Below are 17,167 nucleotides of genomic sequence, written 5' to 3' on the forward strand. Positions count from 1 at the left end.
GAGTAGATCGGCACAGTGCTTAGTATCATTTCAGAGCCGGTCACGATATCCCGTGAATCCTCCCATGTGAGATTGATGACGCTGGCTCCGGTCCTGACACCATGCATCCTCGAATATCCCGGACGGATGACAAGGACGTTCGAACCAAGCGACTCAAGTCGCTCATTGATCCTCTCCTGAGTGATCTGCCCGAGGACGACCACGTAGAGGACGGCCGCGATTCCTACAGCGATCCCCGTCAGAGTCAATATTGACCTCAGAGGATTTGATCTCAGGCTATGAAAAGCTATTGCGATATTTACAAATATTGCCATCTGACGTTTGAATCCGTTCCTGTTCACTGATTCTTTTTGTTATCGTTCGACTTGTCCGCCCCGAAGCTGCGGCTTCTTCTTATTCTCTGTTCCAGTCGCAGGTTCTCTTCCTTCAGCCGTGACGTCATCGGGACACCGAGAATATCGCCTTCGCTGAGGCCTGAGATTATCTCTACATTCCTGTAATCATAGAGGCCTGTTTCCACTTCTTTTTCTATCCAGGAGTCTCCGTCCCAGAGGAGTACCATCATCCCTTTCTCTGCCGAGCCATCTCCCCTGACGGCCTGAAATGCCACAGAGGGAACGAGAAGAGCATCTTCCTTCCTTACAATAATTATCTGCACCGAAGCGTTCATCCCGGATTTGAGCCTTCCGTCATGATTCTCCACTTCGGTGATAATATCAAACAGGGTGACGTTCTGTTCTATCTTTGCCTCGGGAGATATCCTGGCGATAAGGCCATTAAAACTGAGCCCGGGGTAGGCTTCGGCCATGATCGCGGCAGTCTGACCGACTTCGATCTTACCGATATCGATCTCATCGATCCCCGCTTCGATATGGACTCTGCTCATGTCTGCTATGTCCGCAATCGCCGTTCCACCGCTTACATTACTGATCCCTGAAACGATTATCTGGCCTTCCTCCACATATTTCTGGAGAATCACACCATCTATCGGTGCCCGGACAGTAGCTTCGGCAAGCCGTTCGCTGGCACGGTCCAGAATAGTCTCTGCCTGTATCAGTTTTCCCCTGGCGATCGCCAGGCTTAGTTCGATCTGATCATTTTCCTCTTCGGAAATATAGTTCTGTTTAAAAAGTTTCTCTCTTCTGTTAAACGACCTTGTCGCCTGTTTCAGTTCGGCGCGGGCGATGTCCACATCAGCCTGGGCCTGATTTACTGCAGCCAGTTCGTCCTTCTGGTCGAGTCTGGCTATCAGGTCACCCTTTCGTACAAAATCACCCTCTTCTATCGGGAGTTCCATTATCATCCCGCTCGCCTTTGATTTCATCTCGACCCTGTCGATCGGTTTTACTTCTCCATTGGCGGAAACGCTGATCTGAAATATTCCTCTTTTTACGGGGATCTTTTTAAATTCAGGGCCACTTTCAGAATCATGCCCTCCATTACCACATCCCTGGATCATCACAAGGGACAGGAGAATGGCAACTACTGCTACTCCGGCCTGGCGCAGGCCGATATGGCGCCGGTTGGTCTTGAATAGATATTTCAAAGTCACTCACTTCAGAAAATACTGATAATTAAGGAGAGTACATTGGGAATATCTCTCCAGGACGAACGTCTGCATAATATAGCACAATATTCTCGAAAATCGCAAATTTCAACAAACAGGAGAATTACTCATTTTCGCCGGGCCGATCTCGATGACCGAAGCTGTGATTGACCACTGCAACCCCTTGTTCTATAATCTGAAGTTTGAATCGGAACAGTGAGTTTTAAAAAGGATCCCAATATGTACAAGCAGCTTGTCTCCCGCCTCTTCACCACTCATAAGTCGGATAACGAGATCTATCACGACCTTATGCAGTTCAAGGTGAGAGAGATCCTGCTTGTAGCAACGATCTACGACGCGTTTATCCTCGAACAGGAAGGGAAACTGACCGAACTGATATTCGGTGAATATCATCAGCTCAATCTTTCCACCGCGCCGAGGGTCACAGCCGTCGCCTTCGGTGAAGAAGCTCTCGATATGCTCGGTGAGCACAAGTTCGACATGATTATCCTTACAATGAGAATAGACGAGATGACCCCCTTCGAACTCGGTGACCGTATCAGGGAAAAGGACAATTCGATCCCGGTCCTTCTTCTTCTTAACGACGATAATGACCTTGCCCTGATATCCGGGAAGGAAAACAGGCTCAAATGTTTTGACAGGGTTTTCATCTGGAACGGTGATGCCAAAGTCCTTCTCGCCATGATCAAGTATATAGAGGACAAGATAAATGTGGTGAACGATACAAGGATAGGACTTGTAAGGGTGATCCTCCTCGTCGAGGACTCGATACATTATTTTTCGAGATACCTTCCCATACTTCACACTGAGATCATGAGACAGACCCAGAGGCTGATCGCCGACGAGAATCTCGTCGAAATGAAAAAGCTTCTCAGAATGCGCACCAGGCCGAAGGTCCTGATGGCTGAAAACTGGGAAGAGGCCGTGGAGATATTCGACAAATACAGAGATTATCTGCTCTGTGTCATCTCCGACGTGAAATTCACGAGAGAGGGAGTCCTGGATGAAAAAGCGGGTGTCAACCTGATCAGGCACTTCCAGTCCGAACTTGAGTTCCTGCCTGTCCTCCTCCAGTCATCCGACCCTGATAATTCGAGGAAAGCAGCAGAACTCGGTGCGGCGTTCCTCGACAAGAACACTGACGACCTTTCCCGCGATCTTACCGATTTCATCAATTTCAATCTGGGATTCGGCGATTTCATTTTTCGGAATGATAGCGGCAAACAGATCGCCACAGCACGTTCGACATCCGAATTTCGAAAACTGCTCAAGACGATACCCGACGAATCTCTCGTATTCCATTCAAACAGAAACCATTTTTCCAGCTGGCTGATGGCCAGGGGTGAGATCCAGATAGCCAAATTCATCCAACCGATGACCGTCTCCGATTTCGAGACATACGGAGATTTGAGAAAACACCTGGTCGAAGTATGCAATATCGCTCACAGGCAAAAGACAAGGGGCAGGATCGTTCTGTACGACGATACCGTGCAGATCGAGGAAGAAGGGGTAGTCAGACTGACAGACGGATCGATAGGAGGCAAGGCCCGGGGCATGGTCTTTCTGAACATGCTTGTGGAGAACAAGGACCTGTTCTCGCTCAACTCCAGCATCAACGTCGCAATCCCCCAGACCGCGATCATAGGAACCGAGGAATACGATCGTTTCATCGAGACTAACGGGTTTCGCGACAGATTTGCAGACATTTCAGATCAGGAGGAAATAAAAAAGCTGGCTGTGGCCGGTGGACTCTCCGACCAGCTCCGGGAAAAACTCAGGCTCATGCTTGAATCAGCAGATTACCCTCTTGCGGTGAGGTCTTCCAGCCTTTTCGAAGACTCGATCTCGCAGCCCTTTTCTGGAATCTATGAGACCTACTTTCTCCCTAACAATCATCCTGATATAGAGGTGAGGATTCAGAGACTCGAGGAAGCGATCAAACTGGTGTACGCATCTGTTTATTCTTCCCCGGCACGCTCATATCTGGAAGCGATCAATTACAAGATCGGCGAAGAAAAGATGGCTGTACTGATCCAGAGAGTAGTCGGCAACCGTCACAAAAACCGCTTCTACCCTCATATTTCCGGCGTGGCACAATCGTATAATTACTATCCGGTATCCTACCTCAAGCCTGAAGACGGAATAGCAGTCATTGCCATGGGCCTGGGAATGTACGTAGTGGACGGAGAGAAGGCATGGCGTTTCTGCCCGAATCACCCGGGCATCGATTTCATCGCCCAGGAAGATTTCGTCAAGGAATCCCAGACACATTTCTACGCCATCAACATGGATGAGAACGGTGCCGGGATTCTCGAGGGAGGCAACGATAACCTCCTTTCACAGGACATCGATATTGCCGAAAAGGACGGCACATCAGAATTCTGTGTATCGGTCTGGGATGCCCAGGACAGCTCGATAAGAGTGGGAAACATGTACAAGGGCCCCAGAATCGTGAACTTCGCATCGATTCTCAAATATGACTATATTCCTCTTGCGAAAACGGTCGAAGCGACTATCGAAATAGTGAAAAGTTCGATGGGTATGCCGGTACAGATCGAGTTCGCAGTCGATCTCAACGAAGGAATCGGTGGAAAACCTACTTTCTACATCCTGCAGATCAAACCTCTAGTCTGCGACCTCCGGGACTACGATCTCGACCTTAACGCTGTCAATCGCGAAGAGCTTCTCCTGTTCAGCAACAAAGCGATGGGCAACGGAACGATAGACGATATTCGGGATATCATCTATGTCGACACTTCGAGATTCGACAATAGCCGGACAGTCGAGATGGCCGCCGAACTGGAAAAAATAAACAGGAAGATGAGAGAATCGGGCAGAAAATATATTCTGATCGGACCGGGGCGATGGGGCAGCAGGGACAGGTGGCTGGGAATTCCCGTGAGGTGGCCTGACATTTCAAATGCCAGGATCATCGTCGAGGCCGAATTGGAAGATTTCCACTTTGACGCGTCCCTTGGCTCTCACTTTTTTCATAATGTCACTTCTCAGGGTGTTGGGTATTTCAGTATCCCTTTCAGAAAAGGGGGAAACATGATCGACTGGGACTGGCTTACAAGCCAGCCCGTGGAGGAACGTACCGAGAATTTTATCCACATCAGAATGGAGTCCCCCCTCCTCGCCAAGATGGATGGACGTAGAAGCACAGCTGTAATCTACAAGTCTTCATGATCGAGTCCTTATCCAGCCCCGATTTCTATTGCCTTACCTTGTGATTTTCTGTTTCAATCAACGACACTGATTGAATTTCAGGTTATCGTAACGGTCTGGACTCCGGTTCGGGCCTGCAGTTTAAAATCGATGGAAGGAGAATTCCTTGACAAACATACTTCAGCCGGCTGACATAATCGATATCGGAATAGAAAAAGAAAAGAAACGGCGTGATTTCTATGCGATTGCTGCCGATAAATTCAAAGATAACATTGATCTGGCCGAATTATTCGGCAAGCTCCGCGACTGGGAAGAGGACCACATAACAAGGTTCGAAGAGATTCGAACCGAGGTCACCGGAGGCCATTACGCCGAGTCATTCCCTGGTGAGATCGAGGCATATATGCAGGCCCTCATCGACAGTGAACTCTACTCTGATATCACTCCCGAAGGATTCACTTCTATCGTCAAAGGCCCCGGTGACGCGCTGGATATCGGGATCAGGTTTGAAAAAGACGCGATCCTTTTCTTCAACGGACTTTCCAGGTTCGTCGATGAAAAGATGCGCGAAATCACAAAAAAGCTGGTAGAGGAAGAGCAACAGCATCTGATCTACCTTCATAACATGAAAAATGACATGGGCTTATAGTTGTCGTGCTCGATGCGGGAATTTTCTTCACACTGGAACAAATCCCATGCAAAGCCCGTATTATATCAATCAAGCAAAACATTGGAATACTGAAGGGAGAAAACTGTGAAAACGCCTGAGACTATCCAAGCTCCGATCCTTATCACCTGTTTACTGATAGCTATAATCGTGGCGACCTTGCCAGTCGATGTCAGGGCTGCCGATGGCACGTCTATCGAAGAGGCTGTAGCGCTTGGCGAGAAAGGCGAGTTGGAAAAGGCAATATCTGCACTGGAATCAATCACTGAAGCAGAACCAGAGAATTTCGATGCCCTGGCCTGGCTTGGTCTGTACACAGGCATGAGTGCTGGCCGCACATCTGATTATATGAAAGCCGGACAGCTTATCATGCAATCGTTCGGACTATTGGACAAAGCAGTAGCCCTCGATGGAGACAACCCCCGCGGATACCTGTTCAGGGGGATAATGGGTGTCAATGTCCCCGATTTTCTTGGAAGGCTCGATGGGGGAATTAAAGACCTTGAAAAGGCGACCGAACTCTTTTCATCCAGTTCATCGGATGAATCGACACAAGGGCTGATGACAGCATTGACGAACCTGAACGAAGGATATGCCAAAAAAGGTGATTATGCCGGGCAACGTAAGACTCTCAAGATGATCGTAAAGACGGCTCCCGGATCAGATACAGCCATCAAGGCGGAAGAGACCCTCTCAGGGTTGCCGATCGCGGAAGAAAAACCGGTCGTACCCCCGGATATCCTTGCTCCTTCTGAAAAGGATGACTCGGATATAGCTATACTCAAAAGAAAAGCCACCGCCTCCCCTGAGGATTCAGCAGTGTTATTCGAGCTTGGAAAGGCCCTCTATTCGAAAGAAAAATACAGCGAAGCCGCTGAATTCTTCAAGTTGGTCATCAAATTCGATGACACAGACCCTGAAGCCTGGAAGCTGCTCTCACTCTCGATCGCGATGAGTGCGGAGGTCGGGTATAACGAAAAGATATACGAAGATACTGATTACCGTTCCAGGCTCGCTCTCGAATCGATGACTTTCATGGACAAGGCCGTGGCACTTTCTCCTGAAGACATGGATCTTCGGTTGCAAAGAGGAGTGTTCGGGATAATGTTCCCCTTCTTTCTCGGAAAATTCGAACAGGGGATCGAGGATCTGAAGATGGTCGAAGCATCGGAATCTCCTGAATCCATGAAAGCCGAGGCGCTGTACTATCTCGGTGAAGCAAAAAAGCGTGAGGCGCTGAGATACTGGATCAGGATCTCAAAAGAATTCCAGGGAACAGACGCTGAAAAGATGGTCTACGAGTCGATGCGGCCTAAAGTAGCCAGACTTGACCGCGAGAAACTGGAGGCCCCATTCGTTAAGATAGATTTCATCCTCGGATTTCAGGATGAACTTGCCCCACAGACCGCTATATGGATAGAGGATGGAAATGGGAAATATGTGACCACTATCTATGTCTCCGGCTTCGCCGGATATGTGAAGGAAAACCAGGTCACCCTGCCGGCATGGGCCCGCGAGTCAGGATTCGAGGACGTAGACGCTGTCACCAGTGCAAGCATCGATATAGGACACCACATATACACTTGGGACCTGAAAGACCGCAATGGGAAAAAAGTCAAAAAAGGCGATTACATAGTCAAAATCGAGACCAGTCACTGGCCGTCGATGAAATACCAGATTGTCGAGTCAGCTGTCTCTTTGAAGAAAAAGGGTTACAACAATATCGTTCAGGAAGGTGATTTCATCCCCTGGCTGGAAGTCAGTTATATCGACAAATAGGCAGACTCAGGGAACATTTCCACAGGTAAGGCCGACAATACCAATCTCCCTCACCTGACGCTGGTGTCCAGTCTATCCATTTTCGCGTCGTACTTTTCCTTGAGGAGATGGTATTCGGTCGTAGCGATCTCGAGCGCGGTAAAACTCTCTTCGACAGTCTCCTGACATGAGTGTATACCCTTCGAGATCTCACCTATCCTGCCACTTTCTCCGGCAACAGAGACTTCGGCCATTTCTTTATGGTATTTTTCGAGGTTTGCTTCCGCTCCAACGATAGCCTCCTCCATATCCTCTATCTTCTTTTCGAGTGGCTTGAGGCCCTTCGCCCTCTCCCGTATCAACTCGGCACGGAGTCTCTTGTATGTCTTGCGGTCGATACTTTCTATCTGCCCTGTGACAGGCTCGATCTCTCCCTGCACATCCTTCTCCTCGTCCCATCCCCTCTTTTCCAGAAATCGCTGGTATCCGCCCTCGAATACCGAGGCTTTTCCATCCTGGAAGATGATCAGCCGGTCGGCCAGCCCGTGAAGCAGCATCTCGTTATGCGTCACCATCACTACAGCGCCCTCAAACTCGTTAATAGCTTCCAGGAGGGCGTCGCAGGATTCCAGATCGAGATGATTCGTCGGTTCGTCGAGAAGCAGAAGGCTGACCGGTGTGGCTATGACCTTTCCCATCATGACCCTGTTTTTCTCGCCGCCGGAGAGTACCTTTATCTTCTTCAGGGCGGCATCCCCTTCAAACATCATCATCCCACAGATATTCCTTGCCGTCTGCGCCGGGAGATCGGGATCGGCCAGCATCACTTCATCGAGGACTGTCCGGTCCTCACTCAATGAGTCCTCATCCGCCTGTTCGTAATAACCACGAGAGACCGTTGGATTGAACAGGACCTCACCCTCGTCCGGAGACAATTTCCCGGCGATAGTCTTGAGGAGAGTGGTTTTGCCCTTGCCGTTCTTTCCTATTACGCAGACCCTTTCGTATGGTCCGACCGCGAATGACAATTCGCTGAATAACGGCTTTTCTGATTCAAACCCGAACGACAGGTCTTTCACATGCATCACTGAGCGACCATTGAATACCTTCGACCGGAAGGAGAAATCGAGGTCTTTCGCCTGTTCGAGTTTTTCAAGTTTCTCCTGCTTCTGCAGACTCTTGATCCTCGACTGAACCATGTTACCGAGTCTCGCCTTTGCGCGGAACCGCCGTATGAACAGTTCCGTTTTTTTCCTCTTTTTTTCATCGTTCAGCCGGGTCTTCTCGTAGACTTCTTCTTCCATGGCGAGCTGTGAATAGAGCTTGCCTGTGTCTCCCTTGATCTTCCTGAGGCTCTTTCGGTATATACCCATAGTATGGGTGACGATATTGTCCATGAAACTTCTGTCATGGGTGATCAGGAGCAATTCGCCCTGCCAGCTGCTGAGATAGCGAGTCAGCCACCTTATGGAAGTGATATCGAGATAGTTGTTCGGCTCGTCCAGGAGAAGGAGGTCGACGTTTCGGACGAGGACCTTGGCCAGATTGAGTCGGACCTGGTATCCGCCAGAGAGTTCGCCGGGGTGCTTTTTGATGTCCTCTTCGCTGAAACCGAGTCCTGACAGTATCTTCTCTACTTTCCACGAATGGTCCCGATCCTGCTCCGGCAGGCCAAGACACCCTTCCTCGATCACTGTGTTTTCTGAAAAATGCGGGTCCTGATCGACATGCCCGATAGAATATCCCTTCGGGATGATGATCGATCCGGCATCCGGTTCCTCCATCCCCATGATCATCCTGAAGAGAGTCGTCTTCCCGTGACCGTTCCTCCCCACAAGGCCAAGGCGCTCCCTGGCATTCAACCTGAACCCGGTGTTCCTGAAAAGTTCCTGGCTGCCATAACTTTTAGATATCTTCTCTATAATGATCATCTGTCCATAGCGCCTCCAAACGCCCGTTTACTTCAGGCAAATATACATGTCCCCGGAACTTTTATCAATGATCTGTCTATATTTCCTGTTGAAGGAAAACCCGGGATGAATCATAGTAAAAGCCTGCGATCTCTACTGCCATGCAAAAGTCGCCTGTCTGAAGACTGGAGGTACCTGATGGATGTCAAAGAAGCCATTGAGAAGAGAAGAGCCTATCGTGCCCTCGAAGCAATCGAGATCGACGATCCGACCATATCGGAACTCGCAGAAGCTGCAAGTCTGGCCGGATCTTGTTTCAACAAACAACCATGGCGTTTCATCTTCGTGCGGTCAGCGGAGATGCTCGACAAGCTTCACTCAACTCTGAGCAAGGGGAATGAATGGGCCGAGAAGGCGTCGATGATCGTTGCTGTGTTCTGTCGAAAAGAGGACGACTGCGTGATCAGAGATAGAGAATATTATCTTTTCGACACCGGGATGGCGGCCTCGGCGATGATTCTCAGGGCGACGGAGCTTGACCTTGTCGCCCACCCTATAGCTGGCTTCGACCCTGAAGCGACCAAAGATGTCCTGGATATTCCTGTCGATTTTCTTCTGATCACACTTCTGATCATTGGAAAGAGATCGGAAGATAAGACCGGACTCAACGATAACCAGGCAAGGGCAGAAAACAACCGCCCCCCCAGACGTGAGCCTGAAAAATTCTTCAGTCTTGAGAAATATTCTCCTAAACTGGCCTGACAGTTTCGAAATAATCCTCAGACACCCACAATCCTAACGGACATAAAATACCTATATCCTGTTTATACATAGCCTGTTACGCAAATGTGAAAAATTTCACAGATAATTGGAACCAGTTCGACAGATTATTCGTATAAAAGATACCGGTTATCTGATTGAAGTCTTGGAGGGTTTGTATCCTTAAGATAATAACTACGGGAGTAGATTTATGCGCGGGCTTGAAACCAAATATAAGTTCTCACGTTTTATGCTGCTGACAGTGTTTTCGATTCTGCTGTCAGTCATTTCATTTTTTCCATCAACTGCAATTGCGCAGGATGGAGAAGAATATCCACCGATTTATCATCCTGAACTTACGATCAGGAGATCATCAGGCCTGATCGAGATAGATGGATATATCGAGGATGGTGGCTGGAAGGGTGCCGAAAAGATCAGCAGTTTTTTCGAACACAATCCCGGTGACCAGACAAAACCTGAAGTAGACACCGAAGTAATGATCACATACGACGATACACACCTCTATGTCGCTTGGATCTGCTACGACGACCCAGACGAGGTCCGCGCCTTTTTCCGCGACAGGGACCAGGTATTCGATGGCGATTATGTGATCCTCTGTATCGATACTTATGGCGACGGCACTCTTGCCTATGAAATAGCAGCCAATCCCTACGGCATTCCAGGAGACCTTCTCTTCTCCTCCAACCATGGAGAAGACGGTTCATACAACATGATCTTTGAATCGGATGGGCGGATCACCGAATTCGGATGGATCGTTGAAATGGCCATCCCCTTTGAAAGCCTGCGTTTTCCCGACCGTCCCAATCAGGAATGGCGAATGGATTTCTGGCGCAACAGGCCAAGAGAATCTCGTTTCCAGTATTCCTGGGCCGCATATGACCGAGACGAAAACTGCTGGCCCTGCAATTGGGGGACGGTGCGTGGTATCTCCGGTGTAAAGTCCGGATCAGGGCTGGAACTGTTGCCATCCATCGTCGCCTACCAGAGCGGAAACCTGAACGATCAGAACTATTTCGACAACCACAAGGGAGATGGTGAGATCTCTCTCGGTCTGTCATACGACATCTCGTCCGAACTTACCGCAGAAGCGACGATAAACCCCGATTTCAGCCAGATCGAATCGGATGCCGCTCAGATCGACGTCAATTCGAATTTCGCGTTGTACTACCAGGAGCGCCGCCCCTTTTTCCAGGAGGGCAGCGATCTTTTCAAAACTTACTACGACGCTGTCTACACTCGTTCTATCAACGATCCACTCCTCGCGGGAAAAGTTACATGGCGCAAGGGTTCAAACAGCGTAGCCATGTTATCCGCGTACGATGAACATTCCATCATCATGATGCCTTTCGAGGAAGGCAGCAGGAATGTACTGAACGGAAAAAGTTATTCGAATATCATCAGGGCGAAACATGACTTTGGCAAGCAGGCCCATTTCGGACTCCTGGGGACTGACAGACGGTTCGACAACGGCGGATCGGGTTCTGTAGTTGGGATAGACGGTAGGATCCGGCTGTCCACGAGCAGTCGACTCCTCTTCCAGTGTATGACCTCATATACAGAGGAAGTAAACGACCTCGCTCTGATTACAAGATACGACCCGGACCTTGGTGTAGTCACTGACACGACTTTCAACGAGACACTGTTCGCCGACGATAAGTACACGAAAGGCCTTGATGGGGAGACATTCTGGGGACACACCTGGCTGGTCAACCTCGCACATTCCCCCGAAAACTACAATATTGGCGCCGACTACATGGAGATGAGTCCCACGTTCAGAGCAGACAACGGGTTCGTACCTTCCAACAACCGCAGGAGGGCACAGCTGTGGTTCGGCGCTATTAAACGATTTGAAGAGAGTAGCATCCTTGAGGCTACAAGTGGTAACGTCAATCTTGCCAGGGTCTGGAATTTTGATAATGTCAAGAAGGATGAATGGGTCATGGCCACCTGGGAACTCAGATTCAGAGCGGCACAGACAGGGATCCACAGCAGGTTCTTGTTGAGCGACGAGCTATACCGTGAACAGCAGTTCAACGAAATCTGGCTGGCTCACACCTGTTTCAACACAACGCCCTCAGGCCTGATTCAATTCGGCGGAAATATCGATTATGGTCACCGCATCGCCCGTCATGAGCTGGTAATGGGCAAAGAATTGACATACGGAGCCTGGGCCGAGATCCGTCCCCTTGACAGGCTCTATTTCTTCGGCTCCTTCAACTATGTCAGAAGCGACGATCTTGACACAGATGAGCGTCTTTTCTCTCAGTCAGTGTTCCGGTCCCGCATAGCTTACCAGTTCTCTCGCAGATTCTCCGCCAGAGTAATAGCCCAGTATAACGACCGATGGGACGCATTCGACATCGACCCGATGTTGACTTACCGGGTGAATGCTTTCTCTGCGTTCTATCTTGGCTCGACCCATACATACCAGGACATGGTTATGGATGAACATGGGATCCAGGGCTGGTACCTCAGGGACAGACAGTTCTTCCTGAAATTCCAGTACCTGTTCCAGATCTAGGCTTCAGATGCACTGCCGGGGATTCCCGGCCGTCCGCGCAAGGTCCTGTGGAACCGACAAGGTTCCATGGGGCCTATTTTTCAGAATCCAAAAAGCTGGACAACCTGACAAAACATGCTATCCTTCGAGATGATCTGATCACGATAATTGCTGATTTTCCTGAGCATGGAGAGACTTCTGGATTCGACTTTCAACATCGATATGTCTGATGGGCTAAGCCTTCTCGTTCACCATTGGCAACCGGGGGAACAAGCGAACAAAATCGTTCTTCTGGTCCATGGTCATGGAGAGCATGGAGGAAGATACGATCGATTCGCACAGGCTTTCAATCGACGTTCAGTCGAACTGTACGTTCCCGATCTACGCGGGCATGGCAGATCTGACGGCAGACGCGGCGATTTCCCCCGTTACACGGTGTTCATGGATGACATATCGACGATGCTGTCTGTGATATCAAAGAGGCATCCCGGCATCCCCCTTTTTCTCTACGGCCACAGCATGGGTGGTAACCTGGTCCTGAATCATACTCTTCGTCGCTCGCCCCCTGTCGCGGGGGTCATTGTCACATCGCCCCTTCTACGTCTCGAAAACGAACCTCCGAACTGGAAGAAAAAGGCAGCATACCTGATGATGAAGATATGTCCTTCACTCCCGATGAAGAGCGGTATCAGTTCGGCTGGCCTCTCTCGTGATTCTTCGATCGTTGAAGCGTATGACGCAGACGCGCTCGTTCATGGCATGGTGACTCCACGTTTCCTTGAAGTCATTGATGCCGGCAGGTGGGCAATAGAAAATGCAGGGGGACTCGGACTCCCTCTCCTGCTCATGCATGGAGACGCAGACAGGGTGACCTCACATCGTGCGTCTATAGAGTTTGCCGGGCAGGCGGGGAAAAACTGCACTCTCAGAATATGGGAAGGCCTTTTTCACGAACTTCACAACGAACCGGAAAAAGATGAAGTCATTGATACAATACTCGAATGGATCACGAAAATATCAACTGCTGCCAGATGAACATTTCAACACTATCAGGACCGGCTGTCGGTATTCTTTCTGATCTCTTTTAATTCATCCAGTATCTCAGCTAGCATGTTACCTGGCATTACTGTATTTCCTGTATCGTCTTCAGCCCCTGTCGGTGACATGGATCCTCTGAACCGGCGAAGTTTCTCAACAACAACATCATAGACACTCTGAACATCTGTCAATCCGACCAGGCTCTCCTCTGCCCCCGTCGAGCCACTCATACCGGCGGTCTGAATATTCAGTGAACCGAGATTGAATATGAATCTGTCGAAAAGTCCCCTGTTTACCGTGATATTCGTAACGGTCCTGTAAGGGACGTGCTTTACCGATTTGGTCACTATACCTACTCGAACGATGACTTCATCATCCTGTATCTCGTAGCTGAGGCTCTTGTAATAGGGTATTGACAATATCATCGCCGGGATCCAGAAGACAATCGCTGCGATCAGAAATCCTGAAAACACGTTCATCGCGACCTGGGGTCCCTCATCGATACCGATAAGCAGCCCGATAAGCAGCCCGAACAAGGCAATAGCAAAAGCGATAATCGTGTAGATCAACCATGTCTTTCGAAGATATCCTCTGCCCGGTTTTAATGTCATCGTATTCATACCGACCCTCCTTTTCTGATAATCATAAAGCTGTCATCAACAACTACAACGAGACATCGAGAAATATTCATTATCCCGATAACCCGGCTATTGTTTTTCCAACAGGATCGCTCGAGAGGATGCATCACTCTCTTCGAGCAGAAGCGATCTCAGCATAGGCCATTCCCCGGACTGTATGACCGGTTTTCTTATCTCCAGTTCTCTTTCTATGACCAGCCACTCACCTTCCTTTCTGACTTCGATCTTGAAAATGCCGACGGTGTTTTCTATTGATGCCGGTTCGGGAACATGGACCAGTTTCATACTGTCCACCTTGATCCTCAACAATACTTTCTGGGACATCCTGTCCTGAAACACGACAGGAGAATCACGATGCTCATGATACAGGCGAAGATCGCCTGGAAGCATTTCAAGGATCCCACCCGACGGAGTGCCTGAAGAAATCCTGACCCTGCCGAAGGAATCCTCCGCAAAATCATCCACAACAAAATCGAAACTTGTAGATATCATCTGTGCGTCAAAAGTATATGGATTGTACGAAGTGACTTTCACATCACCGATGATGGACCCCGAAAGTTTCTGAAGCCAGGAGACAGCTTCGTCCCCGGACCCTGACATCCTGTCGATCGGACAGAGCAGTTTTTTTGCGCTGAGATGTCCGTGCCCTTTCCACCCGACATTTTCATCATGCTCTATGGATACGGTCAGGTCAAAACTGTTACCTGAAGAAAATTCACTGTACTCTGTCTTTATCGGAAGATCGGATCCCGAACAGGGTTGCCAGGACATCCTTATTCCCGTCGAATATCTGTTTCTTATCAGTTCTCCTGTGCCTGGGTTATACCACGCGTCAAGACAACCACCCTCAGTTCCTGACTGTATATGTATCAGGCGCCGGTCGAAGATCGAGAGGCCGGGCAGTTCCAAAACGTACCTGTTAAAAACAGTGGAAATATATTCTGGTTGCGCCTTCATCCCGGCCGCGCGGAACAGGGCAGTCGCTAAAACACCCCTGTCGATCACATGCCCGTATCCGGTCTCCCAGGTCCGTCCCGCCGGGCGTGGTTCGAACTTCCTCAGTCGGGGATCGCACCTTACAAGGCGGACTCTTTCATCGATCACCGCCGCGATCCTGATGGCTTTCGAAGCATCGTCCAATTCATTGACGAGTCGTTCATGCAATCTCTCTCTTATATCTACACTCAGTGTGAGGAAATTTTCAAAGGTGGATGCGGTCCTGTCAGCCATGGACTGCCAGTCCTTCCATGTCGACCAGAACAGAAAAGGAGCATGACCTTCCGGATGAACGATATGAGGGACTCCCAGACGGGGGACATCTTCCATGCTACTGACAAATCTCACTCGCCCTTCTGAAAGATCGCTTTTCACGGGGACCGGGGCGCTGTTCCCCGTTACAAACCGTGGCACATCTCCAGCGGGAGCCTCCAGAACAAATTCAACCATCACTGCCCGGTCGTCGCGGTGGAATATCCAGACCCCATCGGCCCCGCCGGGTGCGCCTTCTGTCTCCGTTATCTCGTAGACAGTCTCTATCACACAGGGAACTTCTATCCCATCGTGTAGAAGCATCGTTTCCCGCATAGCAGTATAATCATCGGCTCTGGCAACCGCGAAGGGAAGCGTCTCGACAACGGCCGTAGCACTTACTTCCGATTCCGAGGGGTACCACATTCCTTCACGCCAGGTCCTCAACCGGATAACATCGAGGCTGGAGCAGGATGAATTCCAGGGAATCCTGAGATCTGCATACTCGTGGATCGCTGTTCCTGTCCCGATCCAGACGACACTGTGTACCCGGGTCTTCATCGTTCCATCATCGCGAATGCTCACTGTCCGGCTTGCAAGAAGGATAATGGCATCCTCTTCAGAAAAATCACATGTCTCCGCAGCCCTTGCGAGCAATGCGTCAAGGTCGTGCCCGTTCGACGACCCCATTGACGCGGCCGACAATAAACTGGCAGAGAGAGACAGGATCATGATCACAATCGAGACTGAATATATACATCTGATTCTTATCATCACTTTCCTCCCTTCTCAACCCTGAAAGAAACCTGACTCCACTCCCGCGCTTCATCAACAGCCTTCTTGAATCCGGAAAATCCATCCGGGGGAATCTGGCGTCTCCTTATCTCCGCACGGTGGGTGATGACTACCACCCGTTTCTTCATTCTGCTGGTCCCACTGAAGGATGCATAGGTCTCATCGACTTCGACCGAAACAGGAGGATCGACCAGATCGTATCCTTTTGGCACCTTTATCTTCTCGATACAGTCGATAAGCTGAGTGTAATACAAAAAGACATCCGTCTTTCTTTCAGTATCGTAATTTGCTGAAGCTGCCCGAAACAGCCTGCCGTTGTTCAGGACGACCTGCATCATCGGACTCCGGAATTCAAAGCCTCCATCAACATCGATTGAGAACTTCGGGATCCGGTAACTTAATTCGATCCACATATCCTGGCTGAAATCGTCAACCTCCGGAAAATTGTAACCTTCGATCTCCACTCTCTCGCTGACCGGAGCCAGAAGGCCAGCGAACATAATTGTCATATCTTTTTTCCGGCTGTTGACCAACCCTCGAAGCCGGCTGTCCATGGCTCCGGAACCGAAAAACCTGATCCTTCCATTCAGAGTACCATCCACATCGAGCTCCGCATCGTGGACTATCCTGAGGGGAGATTCCTCTGGGGTACTGTATTTTATACGACTGAGATCCTCCCCTTCAGGAGTACCTACAAGGTAGTGCTGTTCCGCTTCCAGCAGAGACCAGATATTGTTGTTGTTCGGCACCCAGGTAGGGTCGTACATCTCGAAACTACCATCGTCTTTCATCAGGGCACAGACACAGTGATTGAACTGGTCGGCTGGCAGATCCTCTATCCTGCTGCCGGCCATCGTCATAGCGGCGAAGCTGTTCATCCCGGCGGCCCTCATCATCGCAACCAGCATCCCGGCGATATCCTTGCATACTCCGCTTCTCTGCTCGAAGATCATGGGTGCGGGATGCAGAGTAAACCCCTCCCCCTCTCCCATCGTCTGTCCGCTGTATCGTATGTTCTGAGCGACCCAGTGAAGAAGGACTTCGGCCCTCCTCTCTTCCGATGCTTTTTCCACTCTCGCGTCTCGTAGTATCTCTTCC

Annotated in this window: 12 protein-coding genes; 6 read left to right on the plus strand and 6 right to left on the minus strand. The window is 49.8% G+C overall.

The genetic code is table 11. The annotated features are described in order from the left end of the window. Together KOO63_00605 and KOO63_00610 are read right to left on the minus strand one after the other, a co-directional pair. Positions 1-341, minus strand: a 341-nt coding sequence (locus KOO63_00605; GenBank protein ID MBU8920337.1) for an ABC transporter permease, incomplete at its 3' end; no start/stop codon positions are given. After that, positions 338-1,546, minus strand: coding sequence for an efflux RND transporter periplasmic adaptor subunit (locus KOO63_00610; GenBank protein ID MBU8920338.1), 1,209 nt, complete (start codon positions 1,544-1,546; stop codon positions 338-340). The genes KOO63_00610 and KOO63_00605, both read right to left, overlap by 4 nt. A 240-nt stretch (positions 1,547-1,786) precedes the next feature. Between KOO63_00610 and KOO63_00615 the strand changes: the two genes are divergently transcribed. The 3 genes from KOO63_00615 (at position 1,787) to KOO63_00625 (ending at position 7,181) form a co-directional block, all read left to right on the plus strand. Further along, the gene (locus KOO63_00615; GenBank protein MBU8920339.1) at positions 1,787-4,756 is read left to right on the plus strand and encodes a pyruvate, phosphate dikinase; all 2,970 of its coding nucleotides are present in this window, start codon (positions 1,787-1,789) and stop codon (positions 4,754-4,756) included. Positions 4,757-4,901: 145 nt separating this feature from the next. Then, entirely contained in the window at positions 4,902-5,384 is a 483-nt protein-coding gene (locus tag KOO63_00620) for a ferritin family protein (GenBank protein ID MBU8920340.1), read from the plus strand. Positions 5,385-5,489: 105 nt separating this feature from the next. Next, a complete protein-coding gene (locus tag KOO63_00625) occupies positions 5,490-7,181 on the plus strand; it encodes a DUF2271 domain-containing protein (GenBank protein MBU8920341.1) in 1,692 nt (563 codons plus the stop codon). Between the two features lie 50 nt (positions 7,182-7,231). Here KOO63_00625 and KOO63_00630 read toward each other — a convergent pair whose 3' ends face one another. Further along, positions 7,232-9,091, minus strand: a complete 1,860-nt coding sequence (locus tag KOO63_00630; protein ID MBU8920342.1) for an ATP-binding cassette domain-containing protein — start codon at positions 9,089-9,091, stop codon at positions 7,232-7,234. Between the two features lie 177 nt (positions 9,092-9,268). Between KOO63_00630 and KOO63_00635 the strand changes: the two genes are divergently transcribed. The 3 genes from KOO63_00635 to KOO63_00645 all read left to right on the plus strand — a co-directional run bounded on the left by KOO63_00635 (position 9,269) and on the right by KOO63_00645 (position 13,385). Continuing rightward, positions 9,269-9,832, plus strand: coding sequence for a nitroreductase family protein (locus tag KOO63_00635; protein MBU8920343.1), 564 nt, complete (start codon positions 9,269-9,271; stop codon positions 9,830-9,832). A 208-nt stretch (positions 9,833-10,040) separates the two neighbouring features. Further along, the gene (locus KOO63_00640) at positions 10,041-12,371 is read left to right on the plus strand and encodes a carbohydrate binding family 9 domain-containing protein (GenBank protein MBU8920344.1); all 2,331 of its coding nucleotides are present in this window, start codon (positions 10,041-10,043) and stop codon (positions 12,369-12,371) included. 147 nt (positions 12,372-12,518) lie between these two features. Next, complete coding sequence (locus KOO63_00645) at positions 12,519-13,385, plus strand: lysophospholipase (protein MBU8920345.1); 867 nt, start codon at positions 12,519-12,521, stop codon at positions 13,383-13,385. A gap of 14 nt (positions 13,386-13,399) precedes the next feature. On the opposite strand, the gene KOO63_00650 is transcribed toward KOO63_00645, so the two are convergent. From KOO63_00650 to KOO63_00660, 3 genes are all read right to left on the minus strand, one after another. Continuing rightward, the gene (locus tag KOO63_00650) at positions 13,400-14,008 is read right to left on the minus strand and encodes a PH domain-containing protein (GenBank protein MBU8920346.1); all 609 of its coding nucleotides are present in this window, start codon (positions 14,006-14,008) and stop codon (positions 13,400-13,402) included. Positions 14,009-14,095: 87 nt separating this feature from the next. Further along, entirely contained in the window at positions 14,096-16,048 is a 1,953-nt protein-coding gene (locus KOO63_00655; protein MBU8920347.1) for a DUF3857 domain-containing protein, read from the minus strand. Continuing rightward, a partial coding sequence (locus KOO63_00660) for a transglutaminase family protein (protein MBU8920348.1) occupies positions 16,048-17,167 on the minus strand: 1,120 nt, incomplete at its 5' end. The genes KOO63_00660 and KOO63_00655, both read right to left, overlap by 1 nt.

This window comes from Candidatus Latescibacterota bacterium (genome assembly GCA_019038625.1).
GTDB lineage: Bacteria > Krumholzibacteriota > Krumholzibacteriia > Krumholzibacteriales > Krumholzibacteriaceae > JAGLYV01.